This is a genomic window from Aquabacterium sp. CECT 9606 (genome assembly GCF_918741295.1).
Classification (GTDB): domain Bacteria; phylum Pseudomonadota; class Gammaproteobacteria; order Burkholderiales; family Burkholderiaceae_C; genus Aquabacterium.
This window is the reverse complement of the sequence record NZ_CAKKNB010000002.1, coordinates 534,985-557,460: the sequence shown is the minus strand read 5'-3', so window position 1 is coordinate 557,460 and position 22,476 is coordinate 534,985. Positions and strand designations below refer to the sequence as shown.

20 protein-coding genes are annotated in these 22,476 nt (G+C 64.6%); 8 read left to right on the top strand and 12 right to left on the bottom strand.

The window, feature by feature from the left end; translation table 11 throughout:
* Positions 1-11 precede the first annotated feature (11 nt).
* Entirely contained in the window at positions 12-1,055 is a 1,044-nt protein-coding gene (locus LQ232_RS10245) for a rod shape-determining protein (protein ID WP_230180222.1), read from the bottom strand.
* Between the two features lie 285 nt (positions 1,056-1,340).
* Here LQ232_RS10245 and gatC point away from each other — a divergent pair, with 285 nt between their 5' ends.
* Genes gatC through gatB form a run of 4 tightly spaced genes read left to right on the top strand, consistent with a single transcriptional unit; the run spans position 1,341 to position 5,517 of the window.
* The gene (gatC, locus tag LQ232_RS10240; RefSeq protein ID WP_230180221.1) at positions 1,341-1,640 is read left to right on the top strand and encodes an Asp-tRNA(Asn)/Glu-tRNA(Gln) amidotransferase subunit GatC; all 300 of its coding nucleotides are present in this window, start codon (positions 1,341-1,343) and stop codon (positions 1,638-1,640) included.
* Complete coding sequence (gatA, locus tag LQ232_RS10235) at positions 1,637-3,145, top strand: Asp-tRNA(Asn)/Glu-tRNA(Gln) amidotransferase subunit GatA (protein ID WP_230180220.1); 1,509 nt, start codon at positions 1,637-1,639, stop codon at positions 3,143-3,145. The genes gatC and gatA overlap by 4 nt, the downstream gene beginning before the upstream one ends.
* A gap of 7 nt (positions 3,146-3,152) precedes the next feature.
* Positions 3,153-4,001 carry a metal-dependent hydrolase gene (locus tag LQ232_RS10230; RefSeq protein WP_230180219.1) on the top strand — a complete coding sequence of 283 codons (849 nt, stop codon included), beginning with the start codon at positions 3,153-3,155 and terminating at the stop codon, positions 3,999-4,001.
* Positions 4,002-4,032: 31 nt separating this feature from the next.
* Complete coding sequence (gatB, locus tag LQ232_RS10225; protein WP_230180218.1) at positions 4,033-5,517, top strand: Asp-tRNA(Asn)/Glu-tRNA(Gln) amidotransferase subunit GatB; 1,485 nt, start codon at positions 4,033-4,035, stop codon at positions 5,515-5,517.
* 13 nt (positions 5,518-5,530) lie between these two features.
* On the opposite strand, the gene LQ232_RS10220 is transcribed toward gatB, so the two are convergent.
* The 3 genes from LQ232_RS10220 to pyrE are packed head-to-tail and all read right to left on the bottom strand — an operon-like array spanning position 5,531 to position 7,476.
* Positions 5,531-6,214 (bottom strand): hypothetical protein, encoded by a 684-nt coding sequence (locus LQ232_RS10220; protein WP_230180217.1) that lies wholly within the window; start codon positions 6,212-6,214, stop codon positions 5,531-5,533.
* Positions 6,201-6,767 (bottom strand): hypothetical protein, encoded by a 567-nt coding sequence (locus LQ232_RS10215; RefSeq protein ID WP_230180216.1) that lies wholly within the window; start codon positions 6,765-6,767, stop codon positions 6,201-6,203. The genes LQ232_RS10220 and LQ232_RS10215 overlap by 14 nt, the downstream gene beginning before the upstream one ends.
* Before the next feature lie 31 nt (positions 6,768-6,798).
* Positions 6,799-7,476: an orotate phosphoribosyltransferase gene (gene pyrE, locus LQ232_RS10210; RefSeq protein WP_230180215.1), complete on the bottom strand. Its 678-nt coding sequence runs from the start codon at positions 7,474-7,476 to the stop codon at positions 6,799-6,801.
* 14 nt (positions 7,477-7,490) lie between these two features.
* Here pyrE and LQ232_RS10205 point away from each other — a divergent pair, with 14 nt between their 5' ends.
* Complete coding sequence (locus LQ232_RS10205) at positions 7,491-8,303, top strand: exodeoxyribonuclease III (protein WP_230180214.1); 813 nt, start codon at positions 7,491-7,493, stop codon at positions 8,301-8,303.
* 1 nt (position 8,304) lies between these two features.
* Here the strand turns inward: LQ232_RS10205 and LQ232_RS10200 are convergent, their stop codons facing one another.
* Positions 8,305-9,507, bottom strand: a complete 1,203-nt coding sequence (locus LQ232_RS10200; RefSeq protein WP_230180213.1) for an alkane 1-monooxygenase — start codon at positions 9,505-9,507, stop codon at positions 8,305-8,307.
* 13 nt (positions 9,508-9,520) lie between these two features.
* Positions 9,521-10,552, bottom strand: a complete 1,032-nt coding sequence (locus LQ232_RS10195; protein ID WP_230180212.1) for a 2Fe-2S iron-sulfur cluster-binding protein — start codon at positions 10,550-10,552, stop codon at positions 9,521-9,523.
* A gap of 181 nt (positions 10,553-10,733) precedes the next feature.
* Here LQ232_RS10195 and LQ232_RS10190 point away from each other — a divergent pair, with 181 nt between their 5' ends.
* The 3 genes from LQ232_RS10190 to LQ232_RS10180 all read left to right on the top strand — a co-directional run bounded on the left by LQ232_RS10190 (position 10,734) and on the right by LQ232_RS10180 (position 14,680).
* Positions 10,734-11,681, top strand: a complete 948-nt coding sequence (locus LQ232_RS10190; protein WP_230180211.1) for an AraC family transcriptional regulator — start codon at positions 10,734-10,736, stop codon at positions 11,679-11,681.
* A gap of 112 nt (positions 11,682-11,793) precedes the next feature.
* A complete protein-coding gene (locus tag LQ232_RS10185; protein ID WP_230180210.1) occupies positions 11,794-12,474 on the top strand; it encodes a hypothetical protein in 681 nt (226 codons plus the stop codon).
* Between the two features lie 253 nt (positions 12,475-12,727).
* Positions 12,728-14,680 (top strand): ATP-binding protein, encoded by a 1,953-nt coding sequence (locus tag LQ232_RS10180; RefSeq protein ID WP_230180209.1) that lies wholly within the window; start codon positions 12,728-12,730, stop codon positions 14,678-14,680.
* Here LQ232_RS10180 and LQ232_RS10175 read toward each other — a convergent pair.
* The 6 genes from LQ232_RS10175 to LQ232_RS10150 form a co-directional block, all read right to left on the bottom strand.
* The gene (locus LQ232_RS10175; RefSeq protein WP_230180208.1) at positions 14,658-16,775 is read right to left on the bottom strand and encodes an ATP-binding protein; all 2,118 of its coding nucleotides are present in this window, start codon (positions 16,773-16,775) and stop codon (positions 14,658-14,660) included. The genes LQ232_RS10180 and LQ232_RS10175 overlap by 23 nt on opposite strands.
* Positions 16,776-16,821: 46 nt before the next feature.
* A complete protein-coding gene (locus LQ232_RS10170; RefSeq protein ID WP_230180207.1) occupies positions 16,822-18,024 on the bottom strand; it encodes a GGDEF domain-containing protein in 1,203 nt (400 codons plus the stop codon).
* Complete coding sequence (locus tag LQ232_RS10165) at positions 18,021-19,169, bottom strand: GGDEF domain-containing protein (RefSeq protein WP_230180206.1); 1,149 nt, start codon at positions 19,167-19,169, stop codon at positions 18,021-18,023. Before LQ232_RS10165 ends, LQ232_RS10170 begins: the two co-directional genes overlap by 4 nt.
* 70 nt (positions 19,170-19,239) lie before the next feature.
* Positions 19,240-20,679 (bottom strand): DHA2 family efflux MFS transporter permease subunit, encoded by a 1,440-nt coding sequence (locus tag LQ232_RS10160; RefSeq protein ID WP_230180205.1) that lies wholly within the window; start codon positions 20,677-20,679, stop codon positions 19,240-19,242.
* Positions 20,679-21,440: an ABC transporter permease gene (locus tag LQ232_RS10155; protein ID WP_230180204.1), complete on the bottom strand. Its 762-nt coding sequence runs from the start codon at positions 21,438-21,440 to the stop codon at positions 20,679-20,681. The genes LQ232_RS10160 and LQ232_RS10155 overlap by 1 nt, the downstream gene beginning before the upstream one ends.
* Positions 21,437-22,363: an ABC transporter ATP-binding protein gene (locus LQ232_RS10150; protein ID WP_230180203.1), complete on the bottom strand. Its 927-nt coding sequence runs from the start codon at positions 22,361-22,363 to the stop codon at positions 21,437-21,439. The genes LQ232_RS10155 and LQ232_RS10150 overlap by 4 nt, the downstream gene beginning before the upstream one ends.
* Positions 22,364-22,476: the final 113 nt, after the last annotated feature.

Genomic DNA, 22,476 nt, shown 5'->3' with positions numbered 1-22,476 from the left:
GTGTCACCAGCTTATTCCGATGTGAAGATGCTGCCCAGGCGGTCCATGCGCTCCAGGGCCATGCCGCAACCGCGCACCACGCAGGTCAGCGGGTCTTCGGCGACCAGCACCGGCAAGCCGGTTTCCTCGGCCAGCAAGCGGTCCAAGTCACGCAACAGCGCGCCACCGCCGGTCAGCATCATGCCGCGCTCGGCGATGTCGGCGCCCAGCTCGGGTGGGGTTTGCTCCAGCGCGTTCTTGACGGCCGACACGATCTGGTTGAGCGGATCGGTCAGGGCTTCGAGGATCTCGTTGCTGGAGATGGTGAAGCTGCGGGGCACGCCTTCCGACAGGTTGCGGCCCTTGACTTCCATTTCCTTGACCTCAGAGCCGGGGAAGGCGCTGCCGATGCTCTTCTTGATGGCCTCGGCCGTGGGCTCGCCGATCAGCATGCCGTAGTTGCGGCGAATGTAGTTGATGATGTGCTCGTCGAACTTGTCGCCGCCGACGCGCACACTGCCCTTGTAGACCATCCCGCCCAGCGAGATCACGCCGACTTCGGTCGTGCCGCCGCCGATGTCGACCACCATGGAGCCGGAGGCCTCGGACACTGGCAGGCCGGCGCCAATGGCCGCGGCCATGGGTTCTTCAATCAGGTACACCTCGGAAGCGCCAGCGCCCAAGGCGGACTCGCGGATGGCGCGGCGCTCGACCTGGGTGGAGCCGCAGGGCACGCAGATGATGATGCGAGGGCTGGGCTTGAGCACCGAGCGCGGGTGCACCATCTTGATGAACTGCTTGAGCATCTGCTCGGTGACAGTGAAGTCGGCGATCACGCCGTCCTTCATCGGGCGGATGGCCTCGATGTTGCCAGGCACCTTGCCCAGCATGGCCTTGGCCTCGGTGCCGACGGCCTGGATGGTCTTCTTGCCATTGGGCCCGCCCTCGTGGCGGATGGCGACCACCGAAGGCTCATCAAGCACGATGCCCTTGTCACGCACGAAGATCAGCGTGTTGGCGGTGCCCAGGTCGATGGCCAGGTCGGTGGAAAAATACTTGCGAAACGTACCGTACATGCGACAACTCTCCGGCTAGCTCATCAGGTGAAAGACCACCCGCCGTGCCGCATGACCGCACGCGCCGAATCGCCCCAAACCCGAGAAAAGCCTTTGTGCAAATTTTGCAAACAAGATGCGCCGCGCAGCGACACAGCACCGGCGACGATCAGAAATGGTGTTCAACCCACCACAGCAACATGCCCAATTGTTGTGCATTCACCAGTGATGGATAACCTAGGATAATACCCCAAGCCCCGGTGAAATCTCCCTGGGCACCGCCTTTGCTACCCTTGGATGGAACCCATGGCCCTGACCCCCGCTGACGTCAGCCGGATTGCCCAACTCGCGCGCCTGGAACTGCGCAGCGAGGAGCAAACCGCCATGCTGACCCAATTGAATGACTTTTTCGCCATCGTCGAGAAGATGCGCGCCGTGGACACCTCCGGCGTGGAGCCCCTCTATACCCCCCTGTCGGCCATCGAAGACGTGACCCTGCGCCTGCGTGAAGACGCCGTCAGCGAATCCAACGATCGCGACGCCAACATGCGCAACGCCCCGGCCCAGGAAAACGGCCTGTTTCTGGTGCCCAAGGTGATCGAATGAGCGCACAGTCTTTACATGATTTAACCTTGGCCCAGTCCGGCCAGCAACTGGCCTCAGGCCAGACCACCAGCGTGGCCTTGACCCGCCATGCCTTGGCGCGCATCGAGGCGCACCATGCTTTGGGCGCCTTTCTTCACGTGGACGCGGACGGCGCACTGGCCCAAGCCGCTGCCGCCGATGCCCGCCGCGCCGCTGGCCAGGCCCTGGGTCCCCTGGACGGCATTCCCATCGCGCACAAGGACATCTTTGTGACGAAGGACCTGCCAACCACGGCCGCCTCGAAAATCCTGCACGGCTATGTCAGTCCGTTTGACGCCGCTGTGGTGGCCCGTCTGAAAGCGGCCGGCACCGTCACCGTGGGCAAGCTCAACTGCGACGAGTTCGCCATGGGCGGCGCCAATGAGAACTCGGCCTACCAACTGGCGCGCAACCCCTGGGCCACCGACCGCATCCCGGGCGGCTCATCAGGCGGCTCGGCCGTGGCCGTCTCGGCGCGCCTGGTGGCTGGCAGCACAGGCACCGACACCGGCGGCTCGATCCGCCAACCTGCGGCGCTCACCGGCATCACCGGCATCAAACCCACCTACGGCCGCTGCTCGCGCTACGGCATGATTGCTTTTGCCTCGTCACTCGACCAGGCTGGCCCCCTGGCCCGCACCGCCGAAGACTGCGCCCTGATGTTGCAGGCCATGAGCGGCTTCGACGAGCGCGATGCCACCAGCGCCCAGCAAGGTGTGCCCGACTTCGTGGCGGGCCTGCGGGCACCCCGCACCCACGCCACCGCCGAGCAACCACTGCAAGGCTTGCGCGTGGGCGTGCCCAAGGAGTTCTTCGGCGAGGGCGTGGCCCCCGGTGTGCTCGATGCCACCAAGCAGGCCCTGGCCCAACTGCAAAAGCTGGGCGCCACCCTGGTGGACGTCAGCCTGCCGCGCACCGAGCTGTCGATCCCGGTGTACTACATCATCGCGCCGGCCGAGGCCTCGTCCAACCTGAGCCGCTTCGATGGCGTCAAGTTCGGGCACCGCGCCAAGCAGTACACCGACCTGGCCGACATGTACCGCAAGACCCGCGCCGAAGGATTCGGCCCCGAGGTCAAGCGCCGGATCATGATTGGCACTTACGTGCTGTCGCACGGTTATTACGACGCCTACTACCTGCAAGCGCAAAAGTTGCGCCGCATGATCGCCGACGACTTCCAGTCGGCCTTCCAGCACTGCGACGTGATCGCTGGCCCGGTGGCGCCGAACGTGGCCAGACCCATTGCCGCCGACGGGGGCCGCCAGGCCGACCCGCTGGGCGAGTACCTGGCCGACATCTTCACACTGCCCGCCTCGCTGGCCGGTCTACCCGGCATGAGCGTGCCCGCCGGCTTTGGCGAACATGGCCTGCCCGTGGGTCTGCAGTTGATCGGCAACTACTGGCAGGAAGGCACCTTGCTGCACACGGCGCACGCCTTCCAGCACACCACCGACTGGCACCAGCGCGTGCCCGCGAGCCTGGCCTGAGCCGACCATGAGCACCGCCACCGCGTCACCGCATGACATGACCATCCGCCACCTGGACATCGATTTGAGCCAGGGCTTCGAGCCACACTGGAACGGGGGCGATGCCTACCGTTCGCAGGTGTTCAACGCCCTGTCCTTCATGTTCCCGGTGGGTGAGCAGTTTTTCATCGACGCGGTGCGCCATTTCCTGCCCGAAGTAGAACGCCAGGGCAACACCCAACTGGCCAAGGACATCAAGCTGTTCGCTGGCCAGGAAGCCACGCACCGCCACCTGCACCAGCAGTACAACGACCACCTGCTGGCCATGGGCTACGACGCCTGGGTGGAGCGCACGCTTCAGCGCGTCATGCACCTCACGCGCCACTCGTCGCCACGCTTCAAGCTGGCGATCACGGTGGCTTACGAGCACTTCACCGCCGTGCTGGGCGATGGCCTCTTGCGGCGCGCCAGCTGGACCGAACGCATGACGCCCATGATGCGCGCCCTGTGGACCTGGCACGCGGCCGAAGAGTCCGAGCACAAGGCCGTGGCCATGGACACCTACAACGCGGTCGGTGGCGGCTACCTGATGCGCGTGTCGCTCTTCCTGCTGATCTCGATCGAGTTCAACATCTGGGTGGCCATCCAGACCGGCAAGATGCTGCGCCGCGACGGCGTGCTCTTCAAGTGGTCCACGCACCGCAGCGCGCTGGGCTTCTGGTTCGGACGCGATGGCGTGGCCTGGCACACCCTGCCCCACTGGCTGGCTTACTTCAAACCCCGCTTCCACCCCTGGCAACACGACAACCAGGCCCTGCTCGAGCGCTGGCGCCAGCAAAACGCCCAGAGCTACCGCACCGTCGGCAGCCGCCCCTGAACCTGAATCCATTCTTCACGCTGAACGCCCCATGACCCCACCTGCCCTCATCCGCGGTTACGAAGTCGTCATCGGCCTGGAAACCCACGCCCAGCTGTCGACGCAATCCAAGATCTTCTCGGGGGCCGCCACCGAGTTTGGCGCCGCTCCCAACACCCAGGCCTGCCCCGTGGACCTGGCTTTGCCCGGCACCCTGCCCGTGATGAACCGTGGCGCCGTGGACCGCGCCATCGCCTTCGGCCTGGCCGTGGGCGCCACCGTGGCCCCGCGCTCCATCTTCGCGCGCAAGAACTACTTCTACCCCGACCTGCCCAAGGGCTACCAGATCAGCCAGTACGAGATCCCCGTGGTGCAAGGCGGCTCGGTGCGCTTCTTCATCGGCGATGTGGAGCACACGGTGCAGCTCACGCGCGCCCACCTGGAAGAAGACGCGGGCAAGTCGTTGCACGATGACTTCGTCGGCTTCAATGGCGAGAAGTCCAGCGGCATCGATTTGAACCGCGCCGGCACGCCGCTGCTCGAGATCGTGACCGAGCCGGACATGCGCTCCAGCGTGGAGGCGGCCGAGTACGCGCGCGCCCTGCACGCCCTGGTGGTGTGGCTGGGCATCTGCGACGGCAACATGCAGGAGGGCTCTTTCCGCTGCGACGCCAATGTGTCGGTGCGCAAGCCTGGTGCGCCCTTCGGCACGCGGCGCGAGATCAAGAACCTGAACAGCTTCAAGTTCATCCAGCAGGCGATCGATTACGAGATCCAGTGGCAGATCGACGAAATCGAGGACGGCCGGCAGATCCAGCAGGCCACCGTGCTGTTCAACGCCGACACCGGCCAAACGCGCGCCATGCGCAGCAAGGAAGACGCGCACGATTACCGCTACTTCCCAGATCCTGATCTGCCACCCCTGGTGATCGCGCCAGAGTGGATTGAACGTGTGCGCGGCGAGATGCCCGAGTTGCCGCGTGCCATGGCCGCGCGCTTCCAGGCCGACTATGGCCTGCCCGCTTATGACGCGGCGCTGATGACGCAGTCCAAGGCTGTGGGTGCTTTCTTTGAGTCGGCTGCCAAGGCTTGCGGCCAGCCAAAGCTGGTGTCCAACTGGGTGATGGGCGAGGTCTCGCGACGCTTGAACGCGGCTGAGCAGAGCATCGAGCACAGCCCGGTGAGCGCCGAACTGCTGGCCGCCCTCATCGCGCGCATCGCCGATGGCACCATCGCCAACAATGGCGCCAAGCAGGTCTTTGACGCGTTGTGGACGGAAGGGGCGTCGGCCACTGCGCCCACTGCGCGCATCGACGCCATCATCGAGGCCAAGGGCCTCAAGCAGATGAGCGACACGGGCGAGCTGGAACGCATCCTGGACGAAGTGCTGGCCGCCAACGCCAAGTCGGTCGAGGAGTTCCGCGCCGGCAAGGAAAAAGCCTTCAATGCCCTGGTCGGTCAGGCCATGAAGGCCACCAAGGGCAAGGCCAATCCCGCCACGGTCAACGAACTGCTGAAGAAGAAGCTGGAGGGCTGAAGACTGCTGCGGCTCAGCGCGGTGCCGAGGTTGGCGCCGTCGCTTGCGAGCCCAACGGCGCGCCAGCCCACAGGCGCCGCAAGCGGGCCAGTTCAGCGTCGTACAGGGCGTTGATGCGCACCATCTCGGCCTTCTGGTTCATGATGATGTCGCGCTGGGCCTGCTGGGTCGCTTCGTTGTCTTCGATGCGCTGGCGCAGCTTGAATGGCAGCTGCTTGCCCTTGAAAAACTCGGCCTCGGTCATCAGGCCTTTGCGGTCGGCTTGCAGTTCGGCCACGCGCTTTTCAGAAATGGCGATGGCCTTGCGCAAGTCATCCAGTGCCGCGACACGGCCCTTGTTGTGCGCGGGCTCGTTGGGGAAACGGAGCATCAGGTTGCGGTCACGGCGGATGGCGTCCTTGCGGGCGGACTCTTGCGCGGCTTTCACCCGTTGCTGCTCTTCGTACACCGCCATTTCCTCGGCCGTCATGCGCGGCGGCACAGTTTCGCGGTGCGAACCGTCCTTGTTGAGCAAGCGCTGCTCGCGGTCCAGGCACTCCTGGATCGGCCGGTCCGAGGTGAGCTTGTGGCCCTTGCCGTCGTCGCAGGAGTAGATGGCGGGCGCGGCCAGCGCCGAGGCGGCGCCCCACATCGCGAGCGCGCCCAGCAGGGCCACGCCCCAGGATGTCGGCTTCAAGCCGATGTCAGCAACCCGCATCACGCCACGCCTTTGCGGCTGCTTGCCGCTGTCGATTGTTGGACTCGGTCTGTTCGCCGCCCATCTGCCCCTTCAACACTTGACAGAGATTAGCCAGGGCGCCGGGACCCTTGGAAGACATGCAATCGGATTCGACCGCCTGGCGAACCTCCAGGGAGGAGCCGCGCCGGTTGAAGACATCGGCGATCAGGCGGCGGTCGTCGTCGGTGGTCGCGGCGGCCAGTTGCACCTCCGCCGTCCGGCCCGACTCCTTGGCCCACACGACCTGCTTGGCGCGGTTGCCCAGGGCGGCGCATTCAGCATCGACCTTGACCGCCGGAGTGGCCACCGACGCCGGCACCAAGGCCGGCGAGGTGGATGGCGCGGCCACCGGGGGTGCCTGATCGCGGGCCACGCCGCTGCTGTTGATCACCTTGGCGGGCTGGCCCGCGTCGCAAGGGCGGTCCTGGTAGGAGCTGCCACAGCGGAACATGGTGCCCCCCGCGAACACTGGCGAAGTCAAGGTGCCGGCCAAAGAGGCCAGCCAGAACAGGTGTCGCACTGATTGCTGCATGGGTGCTGTGTGAGCCAGGTGGTGCGCCGCCTCAGACCCCGTAGCGCTGGCGATACGCGGCCACCGCAGAATGGAATGAGACCAGCGCCGGGTCCGATTGATGACTCAGATATTGCAACAGGTCGGCCAGGCTCGCAATGGAAACAACCGGCAGTTGGTAGTGCTGTTCCACCTGTTGAACGGCACTTTCCGGACATTCTTCACCATTCAGGGTGGCCTTTTCCTGGCGGTCGAGCGCGATGGTGACGCCGCAAGGGGTGGCGCCCGCCCTGGCGATCAGGTCGATGGACTCGCGCACCGAGGTGCCTGCCGAGATCACGTCGTCGATGATCAGCACACGGCCTTTGACGGGTGCACCCACCAGCGTGCCACCCTCGCCATGGTCTTTCGCTTCCTTGCGGTTGTAGGCAAACGGCACGTTCTTGCCCAGGCGCGCCAACTCGATCGACACGGCGGCGGCCAGCGTGATGCCCTTGTAGGCCGGCCCGAACAGCATGTCGAACTGCAAGCCCGAGTCGATCAGCCGCTGTGCATAGAATTGCGCGAGGCGGCCCAACTTGGCGCCATCGTCAAACAGGCCGGCATTGAAGAAGTAAGGCGACAGGCGCCCGGCCTTGGTCTTGAATTCCCCGAACCGCAACACCTGCGATTGAACCGCGAAGGCCACGAAATCCTGTGCCAGCGCGCTGTTGGAAGGGGTGTTGCTCATCTTGAAAGTACCTCTTGTTTCGACTCGTCTCACTCAACCTGAACGGCATCCGGTCAGCCGCCAACAAGGGCCTGATCCCCTGGGCTGAAGAGCTTGCGGCCGATTGTATGGGCGTGCAGGAACTCAAGGCGCAGGCCGCCGACCTGACCCCTAACTTGTCGGCCATGGCAGGCATGCAAGGCTATTTTCACCATGCGGAAAAGAAGGGTTATTCGGGCGTGGGCCTGTACAGCAGGCATACCCCGTCCGACGTGCTGATCGGCTTGGGCACGCACGACACCACCACCGAGTTCGACGCCGAAGGCCGCTGGGTGGAGGTGCGCTTCGACAAACCAGGCCGCAAGCTGTCGCTGATCAGCTGCTACTTCCCCAGCGGCTCCAGCTCGGAAGACCGCCAGCAGGCCAAGTTCCGCTTCCTGGGCATGATCGCACCGCACCTGGCGCGCCTGAAGGCCGAGCGCGAGTACATCCTGGTGGGCGACGTCAACATCGCGCACCACGAGAAGGACTTGAAGAACTGGAAGGGCAACCTCAAGAACAGCGGCTTTTTGCCCGAAGAGCGTGCGTGGATGACCACCCTGCTCGACCCGGACAAGGGCATCGGCCTGGTCGACGTGTACCGCCGCTTGCACCCCGAGGCCACCGACGAGTGCTACACGTGGTGGAGCAACCGGGGCCAGGCGCGGGCCAAGAACGTGGGCTGGCGCATCGACTATCACCTGGCCACGCCGGGATTGGCCCCACTGGCCCGGCATGCTTCGGTCTACAAGGGGCAATGGTTCTCGGACCACGCGCCCTTGATCGTGGACTACGACTTCAAGCTCTGACTCAGGCCGCCGTCTTGATCCGCTCACCGGACTGCTGCCTGGCCGCCATGGCCATCATCTCTGGAATACCGCTGGCGGCATTGGCCTCGGCGGCCAGCTGGCGTTCGCGGGGGCTGGCGTAGTCGCGGTCCCAGGCCAGCACTTTGGGGGTCATCAGCTTGTGCCACAGCGGCGGCAGCATGGCCACCATGATGGTGGTCAGGTAACCGTTGACCATCATCGGGGCATCGGGGAAAGGCTTGAGGTCCTGATACGGCACTTCGCCTTGGGCGTGGTGGTGCGAGTGGCGGGTCAGGTTGAACATGGCCCAAGAGCTGATGCGCTTGTTGGTGTTCCAGGAGTGGCGGGGCTGCACTGGCGTAGCCGGGTCACGCACCATGCCGTAGTGCTCCATGTAGTTGACGATCTCCAGCAGCGACTTGCCCCACAGCGCACAGGCCACGAAGAAGCCCGCACCGGCCCAGCCACCGATGGCATAAGCGGCGGCCACCAGCAGCAGGCTCATGCCGTGGCCACGGATCACGGCGTTGTGCCATGAGAACAGGCCCTGGCCAGCACGCTTGAGGCGCTTGGCCTCGATGTTCCACGCGCTGATGTTGCCCTTGATGGTCGACGCCACGATGTGGGTATAGACATTGCGTCCGCGCGGCGCCGTGGCCGGGTCTTCCTTGGTCGACACGTAGCGGTGGTGGCCATACACATGTTCGATCGCGAAGATGGTGTCGAAGCTGAAGGCCAGCAGCCAGCGGCCGATGAACATCGAGACCGGGTCCCAGGTGCGGTGCGTCAGTTCGTGGGCAGTGATCGTGCCGATCATGCCGATCATCAGGCCAGCGCCCAGCCAGATGGAGATGCGGTGCGCCCAGAAGGTGGCATCCCGCGCGGCAATGACGTCATAGCCGGTGAGCTGGGTGACGAAAGCGCCATACCCGAAGGGATCGCCAGCACTGACGGACCAGACGGCCGTGAACACGATCAGCGAGAGCAGTGGCAAAGCCATCCACAACTGCACGGTCAGGATGCCGGGGTGCTTGAACTTGGGCGTGGAGGTGTCGTCGCCCAACAGGCCATCGCCAATCAGGTAGACGGCCAGCACGACAAACACACCGGCCGTGATGTAGGCGCCGCCCGCGAGCAGCAAGGCGAGCGAGAACAAGCCGATCGCGTGGAAGAGGAAGTACTTGAGGTAGTGAAAGAACATCATGGTGGTGGTGCTTTCAGGCGGTGACGAGAACGTCTTGCTGGGTGGTGAATCGGTCTGCGTGGATGTGGTCGCGCGGCACGCCGTGGTCACGCAGGATGTTCACGGCGCTGTCGATCATGGCGGGTGGGCCGCACAGGTAAGCATGGGCCCCCTCCTGGAGGTGCGTGGCGACCTGGCCGGTCACCAGGCCGCGCAGGCCTGGCCAGCTGGAGCCCTCAGGCTCTTCCGACAACACCGGCACGAAGCGGAACTCCGCGGGCCATTGGCGCGCGATGGTCTGGATCGTGTCGAGGGCATAAAGGTCGCCCTCGCGGCGGGCGCCAAACAGCAGGGTCACCGGGCGGCTCACACCGTTGTCCAGCGCGTCTTGCAACATGGCCAGCACAGGGGCCAGGCCGCTGCCACCCGCGATCAGCAACAAAGGGGCCTCGGCCGGGCGCAACCAGAAGTCGCCCATCGGGCCTTCGATGCTCATGGCCTGGCCCAGCACATTGGCGTCATTGATCAGGGACGAGAACTGGCCGTCGGGCACCTTGCGCACGAAGAAGCTCACTTGCGCATCGGGCTGAACCGCGGTGGCGAACGAGTAGCTGCGGCTCACGCCAGGCTGGGAAGCGATGCCGATGTTGGCGAACTGACCCGCCTTGTAGGGCAAGGATTCGTCCAGCTGCACACGCAGGCGGACGATGTCGCTGGTGAGCCGGTCCTGGCCGATGACCCGGCCCTCGACACGGCGCTTGGCGGCCTGGGCGGACAGGTCCACCTCGATGCGCACATCGCCCTGTGGCACGCTCTGGCAGGCCAGGATGTAGCCCTGGTCCAGGTCTTCGTCGGACAGGATGTAGCTGGTCTGGGTCAGCTCCTTGACCTTGCCTTCGACCAGCTTGCACTTGCACGAGGCGCAGCCCCCGACCCGGCAGCTGTGCGGGAAGTCGATGCCCTGGCGCAATGCGGCCTGCAGCAGGGTCTCCTTGGGGTTGACCGTGACCGGCACCGCGTTGATGTGCGCGGTGACCGGGCCTTTGCGTGAGAAAAATGAAAACATGGTTCCTCGGCGGACACTGGGGTCGGCACCATGGCTGACGATGGGTGGATGGTAAAAATCCCACGCCTTTCGCACGAGGTTGCGGATTGACATTCACAGGTCATTTATTGACAATTCGCCGGTGCCAGATTTCTCGCTCCCCGTTCACTACGTCCGACTCATCGCCGAACTGGTGGCGGGGATGAACATCGACGTCCCGCACTGGCTGGCCCAGGCTGGCCTGACCGAGGCCGATCTGGCCGACTCCACGCGGGGCCTGAGCTACCAGACCTTCCAGCGCCTGATGAGCGAGGGCTTGCGGATCACGAATGAACCGGCCCTGGGCCTGCTGGTCGGCGAACGCCTGCGCATCAACACGCACGGCATGCTGGGTTATGCCGCGATGAACAGCGGCACCCTGCGCCAGGCCATGGACCTGTTCGAGCGCTTCATTGGCGTGCGGACCACGCTGGTGTCGGTCAGTCACCGCATCCGGGATGGCGAACTGGAGCTCATCTTCGAGCCGACGCACCCCATGGGCGAGATCGAAACCGCCGTGATGGAGGCCATCGTGTTGACGGTCAAGAACCTGCTCGACCACATCACCATGGGCCAATGCCAGGTCACGCGGGTCTGCTTCAGCATCCCCGAACCTGAGCATGCGTCCCTGGCCAGGGACATGTTCAAGTGCGAAGTTCACTACGGCCAATCATGGACCGGCTTCGCGGTGCCCGTGCACGTGCTCGATGAGCCGCTGAGCACGGCCGACCCGGCCAGTTTTGAAGAAGCCGCGCGCATCTGCCAGCGTGAGCTCGACAAGCGCGCCGAGCAAACGTCGATGAGCGCCCGAGTCCGGCGCATCCTGCTGGAGCGGCAGAACGGCTTCCCTTCGCTGCAGGTCACGGCGCGGCTCTTCCACCTGACGCCGCGCACGCTGCACCGGCGGCTGCTGGATGAAGGCAGCTCCTACCACGACCTCCTCGAAGAGGTTCGCCACATGCTGGCCGTGCAGCACCTGAAAGGCCAGCAACTGTCGATCCAGGAGATCGCCTACAGCCTGGGCTACAACGACCAGGCCAACTTCCGGCGCGCCTTCAAGCGTTGGGAGGGCGTGGCCCCCTCGGCTTACAGAGACCAGTGCAGCGCCTGAATCCTTGACTCTCGGGATAAGGCCTGTTTTTGCACGAGTTCAGCGGCGTTGGCCGGATGCAGATCCTGCCTACATTAGCAGGCTAGGTTGACAACACACAGGACGAGGCCCCATGACCCTGACCCGCCGCTTGACTTTGGCATTGATCGTCACACTGCCCACCCTTGCGGCGGGCCTGAGCACCACCACCGCCCACGCTGGCGAGTCTTACGCCAATGTGGGCGTGCCGGGCGTGATGCTGGGTTACGCGCACACGGTGAACAGCCAATGGGGACTGCGCGGCGACGTGGCCACGTTGGGCAGCCTGAACCGCCAGTTCACCGAATCGGGCATCACCTACCAAGGCACGATCAAGGCGCAGCGCCTGGTCTTGTTCGCCGACTACTTTCCCATGCAAGGCGGCTTTCGCCTGAGCACCGGCCTGACCTTCAACCGCACCAGGCTCAGCCTGAAATCACAGTTTGACGGCACCACCCCGGTGACCGTGGGCAGCCAGACCCTCGTGCCCACAGCCGCTGACTACTTCAACGCCGAGCTGAAGTTTCCCCGCGTCATGCCCTACCTGGGTGTGGGTTGGGGCCACCAAGCACGCGAGCAAGGCCTGGGCTTCGTGGCCGACCTGGGCGTGATGATCGGCAAGGCCAAGCTCACCACCACACAGAACGTGGTGGCCAACCACCCCGGCGTGGTGACGCAGGCCGACGTGGACGCCCAAACCCAGAAGCTGCGCGATGACGTGGGCGACATCCGCTTCATCCCCCAACTCAGCGTGGGCGTGAGCTACCGCTACTGACCGTTTCGAGCAAGGAATGGCCAGCCCGCTTCACCGCAGGCTGGCACCGCCCCGGCTTTTCATCGGACACCGATAAAGGCCTTCACAAGGGCAGGGTGTGAACCCCGGTGCCGACGATGGATTTCATCGTCGGCATTTGTCGTTTTGGGGAACACAGGCCGACTTGCAGGCGATCAACAGCCGGTCCATACTGGTGGACCAACACGCGCTTGGCGCGGTGCCTGATGACGACGGACCTGGGGAGAACACCAGCATGGATTCAGCAGTTCACCTGGAGGCGGCAGCCTCTGCGCAACAACTTCAAGCCACGCTGGAACAACTCACCGAACGCAAGCGACAGCTGCGCTCCATCCTGGACGGCATCCCGGGCCGTGTCAGTTACTGGGACCAGGATCTGTGCAACCGCTTTTGCAACCGCGCCTATCTGGACTGGCTGGGCCCGTCGCGTGAAGACATCACCGGCAAACGGCTGACCGAAGTCATCGGCGAAGAAAGCTTCGAGCTGGACCGACACCACATCGAGGCCGTGCTGCGGGGTGAGCCCCAGCGCTTTGAACGCGTGGTGCGCATGCCCAATTCGGTGGGCGACCAGTACGTGCAACTGCACCTGGTGCCCGACATGGTCGAGGGCCAGGTCAAAGGCTATTTCGCCATGATCTTCGACATCACGCAGATCAAGCTGGCCGAGGAAAAAGCCGAGGCGGCCAGCCAGGCCAAGAGCGATTTCCTGGCCAGCATGAGCCACGAGATCCGCACCCCGCTGCACGCGGTGCTGGGGCTGGCCCAGGTGGGCGAACGGGCCACCACCGACCCGCGCGCAGCCCAGACCTTCAAGGACATCCTGGAGTCGGGCCAGCACCTGTTGGCATTGGTCAACGACGTGCTGGATTTTTCCAAGATCGAGGCCGGCAAGATCGTGCTGGAAGCTGACCGCGTCGATTTGGCCCAGGTCATCGAGCAGGCCATGAACATGGTGGCGGCACGAGCGCGGGCCAAGGGCCTGACCTTGCGCATGGAACAAGGGCTGCGCGTGCCCCACTCGTTTCAAGGCGACGAACTGCGCATCATGCAGTTGCTGATCAACCTGCTGAGCAATGCCGTGAAGTTCACCGAGCATGGCAGCGTGACCTTGCGCGTGGAGGGCCAGGCCCAATGGTTGGTCCTGCAGGTGAAGGACACCGGCATCGGCATGTCGCCCGAGGTGCAGTCCCACTTGTTCCAACCTTTCGTGCAAGGCGATGGCACCCGCACCCGCACGCGCTGCATTGGCGGCACGGGCCTGGGCCTGTCGATCTGCAAGCGTCTGGTGGACATCATGGGTGGCCACATCCGCGTCCAGAGCGCGCCCGGCCAGGGCAGCACGTTCGAGATCAACCTGCCCGTGGTGGGTGCGCTGCATGACGGCCAACCCTTGCGCACGATCGCCCCCCCGGCGCAAGTGCCAGAGCAGACCGCTGCCAGCGGGCCCCGGCTGTCGGGCCTGAGGGTGTTGGTGGCAGAAGACCACCCGGTGAACCAGATGGTGCTGAACGACTTGCTGGCCGCGGAAGGCGCCCTCATCAACTGCGTGGACAACGGCGCCTTGGCCGTCGCGCAGGTGCGCGCAGGCCAGGTGTTTGACGTGATGCTGTGCGACATCGAAATGCCTGTCATGGACGGCTACGAGGCCACGCGCCAGATCAGGGCCATGGCCCCCAACCTGCCCATCATCGGTCTGACCGCACACGCCTTCGAGGTGGCGCGCCAGCAGGGCATGGCCGCGGGCATGACCGACTACCTGACCAAGCCCTACATGATCGACCAATTGGTCAAAAACATTGCCAAGCATGCGCAGCAGCCGTCGCCAGCCGCACCCGAACGGCGCAGCGCACCCGCCACTGGTTTCAGCATCGATCGGCAGGCGCTGATCAACCACTACCCCCAAGGTGCGCAGTTCATCGACCGCCTGTTCGTGACCATCCGGGAGACCAGCCAGGATCTGCCGCGCCAATTGCGCGAAGCCGCGGCCCGGCAAGATGCGAGCCGCTTGCGCGCGCTCGCGCACAACACCAAGGGCATGGCCGCCAATCTGCTGGTCAATGACCTGCGTTGGTTGGCCAGCCATGTGGAAGAGCGCTGCCTCACCCAACCCGAAGCAGCCTTTGGCGCGGCCGAGTCACTGGCCAGCGCGGTCGAGTCCATGATCAGTTCGCTGGGACTGGGGTGATCATCGCGAGCACGCGCGCCAACTCGTCGAAGGCATAGGGCTTGCACAAGATGTGGTTGACGCCGGCGGCCCGCCACACGGCGTGGCTATCGAGACTGACCTCGCCACTGATCAGCACGATGGGCAGCTTGGGGCCGCCATGCTCGGCCTCGTGCTGGCGGATCGCGCGGGTGGCGGCCAGACCATCCATTTCGGGCATCTGGTAATCCATCAACAAGAGGTCGAAGCGCCGGGCCTTCACCGCCTTGACCGCTGCCAGGCCCGTGCCCACCAGCTCGGCCGTCGCCCTGCAATGGGACAGCATTTCACGGAGCAAGGTGCGGTTGAGCTCGCTGTCTTCGGCCACCAGCACTTTCAGGGCCGCGCTCGGCCGGGTGCTGGGCAATGGATCGGCCGTGGCGGCCAAAGTCCCGTTGAGCCAATCGGCCAAGGCTTGGCCGCGCAAGGGCTTGTACAGGTGAAGCACCTCGGGGGGCAAACGCGCGGGAGCAGTGTCCATGGCCGAAGAGACCAGGGCTTTGGGCAGCGCCGGAGCGCCCCAGGACCAGGCCGCAGCAGCAGGGGCACCAAGGGTCCCCACCGCGGCGTCGACCAACACGGCGTCCACCTCGGCATCGCTGGCATCCTCAGGCGCCAGCACCAGGCCCAGCGCAGCGCACAAGGACTGGACTTGCCGGCGCAGACCCAGGCTGCCGGTCACCAGGCGCAGGCGCAGGCCCGCCAGAGGGGAGGCCTCTGGCGGCTCGTCGGTGATGGCCTCGGCCAGGCCCATGGGCACCCGGATCACGAAGCAACTGCCCACGTCGACGCGGCTGGACACCACGATGTCCCCGCCCATGCAACGGGCCAGCTCGCGGCTGATGGACAAGCCCAGCCCGGTGCCACCGTACTGCCGCGTGGTCGATTGGTCGGCTTGGGTGAAGGGCTGGAACAGGTTGGCCACCTGGGCCGAGTTCATGCCGATGCCGGTGTCCTGCACCCCGATGCGCACCCACACGCGGGCGTCCTGCGGGGTGGGCGAGGGCTCGGTGGCGAGGTGCACATGCACGCCACCCTGGCGGGTGAACTTGACGGCGTTGGAGACCAGGTTGTTGAGTGTCTGGCGCAAGCGCATCTCATCGCCCAACAGCAAGGACGGTACGCCAACCTCGAAGCTGTAGGTCAGCTCCAGCCCCTTGTCGAAGGCGGTGACGGCGAACAGCTCGGCGCTGTCCACGACCAGGTCGCGCAAGCGCACCGGCTCCTGGCGCACATCGAGCTGTCCAGCCTCCAGCTTGGCCCAGTCCAGCACATCGTCGAGCAGGCTGCGCAGCGTCTGGGCGCTGTGGTCCAGCAGGTGCAGCATTTGCCGCTGTTCGGAGGGCGCCATGTTTTTTTGCCGCAGCAGGGAAGCCGTGCCCACGATGCCATTGAGCGGCGTGCGGATCTCGTGGCTCATGATGGCCAGGAAGCGTTGCTTGGCCTCGCTGCCGCGCTGCGCCTGCTGGTGCGAGGCTTCCAGCACCTGGTGCACCTGTGATCGCCAGCGCACCGCGATCCAACCAAAGGCGGAGAACAACATCACCGAGCCCACGGTAGACACCAGGGCTTGCGCATGGGCATTGGGCAACACCATGGGCCGCAGGGTGGCCAGGTAAGGTGGCTCGTAAAAAGCCATGACGAGGATTTGCACGACGAAGGCCACGCAGAAGCCCAAGCCCAGGCGCAGGTTGCCGGCCACGATCGCGATGATGGGCAGCACGGCCAGCCAGCGCAAGGCGGGCGCCTGCAGGCCACCTTGCATCCAGGCCACCGCCCCCACCTGCAGGTACATGATGGTCAGGCCCACGCCCAGAAAACGCGCGGCCCCGGTCTGGCTGGTCCAGACCCGCCACGAGCACCACAGCACAGTCACCAGCTCCAGGATGCCCAGCAAGCCCACCACGCGCCCGCCTTGCAGCAACCACGACAACTTCACCGGGATCAGGATGAGGACACTGCAAACGGCCAGGAACCAGAACGTTCGGCGCACCAGCGCCTCTTCCAGCGCTTGCGCCGTGACCAAGCCCTTGCCCCCTGGCGGCCCGAAGGTCGACTCACCATCTCTCGCAACCATTCATCCCTTCCACATTCGACACCCGGTCAGTATCGGCGAAAGAAACTCACTTCAAGGAGCAGGCGACCTGAGAGTCCACGGCGGCCGGGGACGTGGCCACGGAGGCCACGATGCGGTCACGCCCTTGTCGCTTGGCGATGTACAGGTTGTCATCGGCCACGCGCATGGCGCCATCACCGTCCCCATCACAGGCTTGGGCGATGCCCACGCTCTGGGTCACGCTGAACTGCTGGCCATCGAAGACGAAGATCTGGGAGCGCACCCCTGAGGACATCAACTGCGCCACGCGTTCGGCCTGCTCCAGGCCGGTCTCGGGCAAGAGCACGGCGAACTCCTCACCACCAATGCGCGCCGCCGTGTCGATCTGCTCACGCGTGGTGTTCTTCAGGATGCGACCCAGCTCCACCAGCACGGCATCGCCGGCCGGGTGGCCCCAGGTGTCGTTGATCTTCTTGAAGTGGTCCACGTCGCACATGACCAGGCAGAAGGGGCGCTTGCTGCGCGCGTGCCGGTGGGATTCGATTTCCAGCTGGGCCATGAAGGTCCGGCGGTTGGCCAGGCCAGTCAGCATGTCAGTGCGGACCAGGCTCTCCAGTTCGCGCCGGCGTTGGCCCAAGGTGCTGAACAGAAAGAACGCCATGGCCGAGAACGACAGCAAGCTGAAGTCGAGCACCGCACGGCACCAGATCTGCCACCACCAGGCCAGCTCGCCGCCAGAGAATACTGGCGCGGTGAGCAAGGGCGCATAAGGCACCACGCCCTGGATGACCAGCACCTCGTTGACCAGCACCATGGCAGCACCGATGGCCAGGCTGGGCTTGAGCGTTTTGAAATCGAACAGGGCACGGGCCAGCAGGATCGCGGTCAGCACCGCCACGCTCACGGGCGTGTCCTTCAGGCCATAAGCGATGGCCAGGCCGATCAGTGTGATGACGGTGGGCGTGACCGTGAGCATCGGCAGCCAGTGGCAGGCCGACTCGGTCTTGCGGCGCTGCCAGCAGTACAGGCTCACGCCGGCCAGGCCCGCCACCACGGCGGCCAGCAAGGCCTGCATGGCCATCAAGGCGGCCGGTTGATAAAACGCACCTGCCGCAGCGTGGGCCTGCGCAAAGCCCTGCAAACCCAGGAACAACAGCAGCATGGGAATGCCCGCCGCCGCGAACAGCAGGCAGCTGATGACGGGCCGGCGCGCAAGCAACTGCTCGGCCAGCCAGGCTGTGAGCCTGCTCAGCTTCTCGGCCCAGCTCATCGCGCCACCTCCGTGGCCATGGAATAGATGGCCTGGTCGCGGCCGCCTTGCTTGGCCTTGTAGAGGTTGCGGTCCGCTTGCTTCAAGGCATCTTCGATCGGCTCGCCGCGGCACTCGACGACCCCCATGCTGATGGTCAGGTGGAAGCTTTGGCCGTTGACCGAGAAGGTGTGCTGGCGCAACACCTCGGCAATGCGCCGGCAGACAATCTCGGTGGCGGCCAGCGAGGTGTCGGGCAACAGCACGGCGAACTCCTCGCCCCCAATGCGGGCAGATTGGTCGGTGGGCGTGCGCACGCCTTCGATCAACACCTGGGCCAGGCGGCGCAGCACCTCGTCGCCAGCGTGGTGGCCATGGCGGTCATTGATGCTCTTGAAGTGGTCCACATCGATCAGGATCAGGCTGTACGGAGTTTTGGCGCGAACGTAGCGGCGCGCTTCGGCGGTCAGGCGCTCCATGAAATAGCGGCGGTTGGCCAGGCCCGTGAGCACATCGGTGTACGACAGCTTGGCCAGCTGCTGGTGCAGCCCATCCAGCCGGGTGAACAGCTTGAAGATGAGGAACAGGATGATGGCCCAGCCCACATAGAACACGGCGCTCTGCCACAAGGACCACCACCAGGTGGGCGCGCCGCCCACGTCAAAGGCATGTTCGTTCAGCAAAGGCGCATAGGGCAACCAGCCCAGCAGCACCAAGCCGTCCTGGCAGGCGTGGATGAGCACGCACACGATGAAGACACGCAAGATGGTGCCCACGCTGAACAGCAACAGGCCGACGGCCAGCACCCCCAGCAGCACCAGGCTCATGCCGGTGGTGAAGGCGCCGGCGGCCACCACCAGCGCCAGGTAACCCAGGCCGATGTTGAAGGTGACCAACAGGGTCGCCCGTGGGATCCGGTCCGGCAAACCGCGCCGTGGCCACAGCCAGGTGCCCATCACGGCGCTGATCAGCAGCACCACGCTCAGAAACGCCTGCAAGGCGAGCAACACCCCTTGCTGCACGCCCCGCGCCACTTCCGCATTGAGGAAGGCGACGCCATTGGCCATCCAGAACACGCCGAAAAACGGCACGGACAAGCCCACTGCCAACAGGCACCGGTTGGCAGGCGTTGAGCTGTCCAGCAGACGGTCAAGCGTGATGCGCATACGGTGCTATCGGCCGCCCACGTCAAAGCTTGAGCGCGCAGCCCGCGAGGTCAAGCATTCGCCAACTGCGTCACGCTTTGTCGGGAATGGCAGCGGCGCCTCGGGTCACGCTCTCGCCGTCACTGGCGCGCAAAGTCCAGAACGACAGCGACGACAGGATCGTCAGCACCCCCAGGGTGAGGAAGGCATGGTGCAAGGCACCGGTGACAAAGCTGCGTTCGGTTTGCGGCAGATCGCCCAGGTACCAGGCGGTGATGATGGAGCCGCACGCCAGGCCGAAGCTCATGGACAGTTGCTGCAGCGAGCTGGCCAGGGTGCTGGCCATGCTCGAATCTTTGGACTCGATGTCGGCATAAGCCATGGAGTTCATGCTTGAAAACTGCAGCGAGTTGAAGAAGCCCAGACTCAAGCTCAAGGCCACGATGGCGGCCAATGGCGTTGATTCGGTGATCAGGGCATACAGGCCAATGGTCAGCCCGATCATGACGGTGTTGCTCACCAGCACGCGCCGGTAGCCAAAGCGCCGCAGCACCCGCGGAGCCACCAGCTTCATGCCCATCGCGGCCAGCGCCGTAGGCATCATCAACAAGCCAGATTGCCACGCAGGCAAGCCCATGCCGAGTTGGTAAAGCAAAGGCAGCAGGAAAGGCAGGCCCCCGATGCCCAGGCGCGTGATGAAGCCGCCCACCACCGAGACGCGGAAGGTGCGCACCTTGAACAGGTCCAGGCGCAACAAGGGAAAAGCCGATTGCCGGGCGTGCAAAAAATAAGCACCCAGCAAACTGAAGGCCAGCAGAAACAAGACGCCAGCGGAGGTGGCGTCCAGGCGGTGGTCGCCAAAAACCTCGAGCAACCAGGACAGCAGGGCCGTGCCCGCGCCGAACAGAACCAGACCGACCACATCGAGCGGGCGTGGCGCCTCGCCCCGGTAGTCGGGCATGTGCCGGTGGATCAGGTACAAGGCCAGCAAGCCCACCGGCACGTTGACGAAGAAGATCTCGCGCCACGACAGCCAATGCACGATCAGCCCACCCACCGTGGGGCCGAGCAGCGGCCCGATCAAGGCCGGGATGATCACGAAGTTCATCGCCTTGAGCAGCTCTGATTTGGGAAAGGTGCGGATGATGGCCAGGCGCCCTACCGGCATCATCATGGCCGCGCCGATGCCCTGCAGGATGCGCGTGGCCACCAGCATGGGCGCATTCACGGCCAGGCCGCACAGCACCGAGGCCACCGTGAAGGTGCCCACCGCCACCATGAACACCCGCCGTGTGCCAAAGCGGTCGGCCACCCAGCCACTCATGGGGATGCACACGGCCAGCGCCAGGATGTAGCTGGTGACCACCGCCTTCAGGCTCAGCGGCGTGACCTGCAGGCTCACCGCCATCGAGGGGATCGCGGTGTTGACGATGGTGGAATCCAGCTGCTCCATGAACAGCGCCGTGGCCACCACCCAGGGCAGGAAGGTCTTGACCTGGCTCGACATCCGCGAGGCGGTCGTCTTCACCATCACCGCTTGAGCTTGTAGCCCGTCTTGAAGATCCAGGCCACGATGGCCAGCGAGACGGCCATGAAGCCCAGGGTCATGGCCAGGCTGATGCCCACGTCCACATCGGCCATGCCGTAAAAGCTCCAGCGGAAACCGCTGATCAGGTAGACCACGGGGTTGAACAAGGTCACGGTTTGCCACACCGGCGGCAACATCTTGATCGAGTAGAAGCTGCCCCCCAAAAAGGTCAGCGGCGTGACGATCAGCAGCGGCACCACCTGCAGCTTTTCAAAGTTGTCGGCCCACAGGCCAATGATGAAACCCACCAGGCTGAAGGTGACCGACGTGAGCACCAAAAACAGCAGCATCCAGAACGGGTGTGCGATGTGCAACGGCACGAACAGCCCTGCCGTGGCCAGGATGATCAAGCCCAGCAGGATGGACTTGGTGGCCGCCGCGCCCACGTAGCTCAGCACGATTTCAAAGTACGAAATGGGCGCCGACAGCAGCTCGTAGATGGTGCCCGTGAACTTGGGAAAGTAGATGCCAAACGACGCGTTGGAAATGCTCTGCGTGAGCAGCGACAGCATGATCAGCCCCGGCACGATGAAGGCGCCATAGCTGATGCCATCGACCTGCTGGATGCGCGTGCCAATGGCCGCGCCAAACACGACAAAGTACAGCGAGGTGGAGATCACGGGCGAGATGATGCTTTGCATCAGGGTGCGCCGGGTTCGCGCCATCTCGAACGCGTAGATGGCCTTGACGGCGTGCCAGTTCATGCGTGGTCCTTCACCAGGTTGACGAAGATGTCTTCCAGCGAGCTTTGTTTGGTCTGGATGTCCTTGAACTTGATGCCGGCTTGTTGCAGGCTGGACAGCAAGGCGGTGACATCGGTGCGCTCGTCCAGCGAGTCGTAGGTGTAGGTCAGCTCGCGGCCCTCGTTGGCCAGGGTCAAGGCCTGGCCTGCCAGCTCAGCGGGCAGCTGCTGCAAGGGCGCTTGCAACTGCAAGGTCAACTGCTTCTTGCCCAGCTTGCGCATCAGCTCGTCCTTGTCTTCCACCAGCACGATCTCGCCCTTGTTGATCACGCCGATGCGGTCGGCCATCTCCTGGGCCTCTTCAATGTAGTGCGTGGTCAGGATGATGGTCACGCCCGACTTCTGCAACTGGCGCACCAGGTTCCACATGTCGCGCCGCAAATTCACGTCCACCCCGGCCGTCGGCTCGTCCAGGAACAAGATTTGAGGCTCGTGCGACAAGGCCTTGGCGATCATCACTCGGCGCTTCATGCCACCCGACAAGGTGATGATCTTGCTGTCCTTCTTGTCCCACAGCGACAGGTCTTTCAGCACCTTCTCGATGTAGGCCGGGTTGGCCGGCTTGCCGAACAGCCCCCGGCTGAACGACACCGTGGCCCACACCGTCTCGAAGGCATCGGTGGTCAATTCCTGGGGCACCAGGCCGATCAGATCGCGGGCTGCCCGGTAATCGGACACGTTGTCGTGGCCATCGACCACCACGGTGCCGGCACTGGCGGTGACGATGCCACAAATAGCGCTGATCAAGGTGGTCTTGCCCGCGCCATTGGGGCCCAGCAAGGCCAGGATCTCGCCGCGGCGGATGTCCAGGGTGACGTCCTTGAGCGCCTGAAAACCGGAGGCGTAGGTCTTGGACAGCTTGTCGACTTGGATGATGTGAGGCATGGCGGCCACGATACCCGATGTGGCCGCGCCCCTCATTCGAGGGTGGATAAACCTGCATTCCGTCATGATCCTGGCCCCGGTGTGCGGGCAATTCCCGACGCAAACCCCCGACA

Excerpts from the sequence above, each read along its gene's own strand:
- LQ232_RS10245 (WP_230180222.1), bottom strand. The coding sequence starts at position 1,055 with ATGTACGGTACGTTTCGCAAGTATTTTTCCACCGACCTGGCCATCGAC.
- gatC (WP_230180221.1), top strand. The coding sequence starts at position 1,341 with ATGGCCCTGACCCCCGCTGACGTCAGCCGGATTGCCCAACTCGCGCGC.
- gatA (WP_230180220.1), top strand. The coding sequence starts at position 1,637 with ATGAGCGCACAGTCTTTACATGATTTAACCTTGGCCCAGTCCGGCCAG.
- LQ232_RS10230 (WP_230180219.1), top strand. The coding sequence starts at position 3,153 with ATGAGCACCGCCACCGCGTCACCGCATGACATGACCATCCGCCACCTG.
- gatB (WP_230180218.1), top strand. The coding sequence starts at position 4,033 with ATGACCCCACCTGCCCTCATCCGCGGTTACGAAGTCGTCATCGGCCTG.
- LQ232_RS10220 (WP_230180217.1), bottom strand. The coding sequence starts at position 6,214 with ATGCGGGTTGCTGACATCGGCTTGAAGCCGACATCCTGGGGCGTGGCC.
- LQ232_RS10215 (WP_230180216.1), bottom strand. The coding sequence starts at position 6,767 with ATGCAGCAATCAGTGCGACACCTGTTCTGGCTGGCCTCTTTGGCCGGC.
- pyrE (WP_230180215.1), bottom strand. The coding sequence starts at position 7,476 with ATGAGCAACACCCCTTCCAACAGCGCGCTGGCACAGGATTTCGTGGCC.
- LQ232_RS10200 (WP_230180213.1), bottom strand. The coding sequence starts at position 9,507 with ATGATGTTCTTTCACTACCTCAAGTACTTCCTCTTCCACGCGATCGGC.
- LQ232_RS10195 (WP_230180212.1), bottom strand. The coding sequence starts at position 10,552 with ATGTTTTCATTTTTCTCACGCAAAGGCCCGGTCACCGCGCACATCAAC.
- LQ232_RS10190 (WP_230180211.1), top strand. The coding sequence starts at position 10,734 with ATGAACATCGACGTCCCGCACTGGCTGGCCCAGGCTGGCCTGACCGAG.
- LQ232_RS10185 (WP_230180210.1), top strand. The coding sequence starts at position 11,794 with ATGACCCTGACCCGCCGCTTGACTTTGGCATTGATCGTCACACTGCCC.
- LQ232_RS10180 (WP_230180209.1), top strand. The coding sequence starts at position 12,728 with ATGGATTCAGCAGTTCACCTGGAGGCGGCAGCCTCTGCGCAACAACTT.
- LQ232_RS10175 (WP_230180208.1), bottom strand. The coding sequence starts at position 16,775 with ATGGTTGCGAGAGATGGTGAGTCGACCTTCGGGCCGCCAGGGGGCAAG.
- LQ232_RS10170 (WP_230180207.1), bottom strand. The coding sequence starts at position 18,024 with ATGAGCTGGGCCGAGAAGCTGAGCAGGCTCACAGCCTGGCTGGCCGAG.
- LQ232_RS10165 (WP_230180206.1), bottom strand. The coding sequence starts at position 19,169 with ATGCGCATCACGCTTGACCGTCTGCTGGACAGCTCAACGCCTGCCAAC.
- LQ232_RS10160 (WP_230180205.1), bottom strand. The coding sequence starts at position 20,679 with ATGGTGAAGACGACCGCCTCGCGGATGTCGAGCCAGGTCAAGACCTTC.
- LQ232_RS10155 (WP_230180204.1), bottom strand. The coding sequence starts at position 21,440 with ATGAACTGGCACGCCGTCAAGGCCATCTACGCGTTCGAGATGGCGCGA.
- LQ232_RS10150 (WP_230180203.1), bottom strand. The coding sequence starts at position 22,363 with ATGCCTCACATCATCCAAGTCGACAAGCTGTCCAAGACCTACGCCTCC.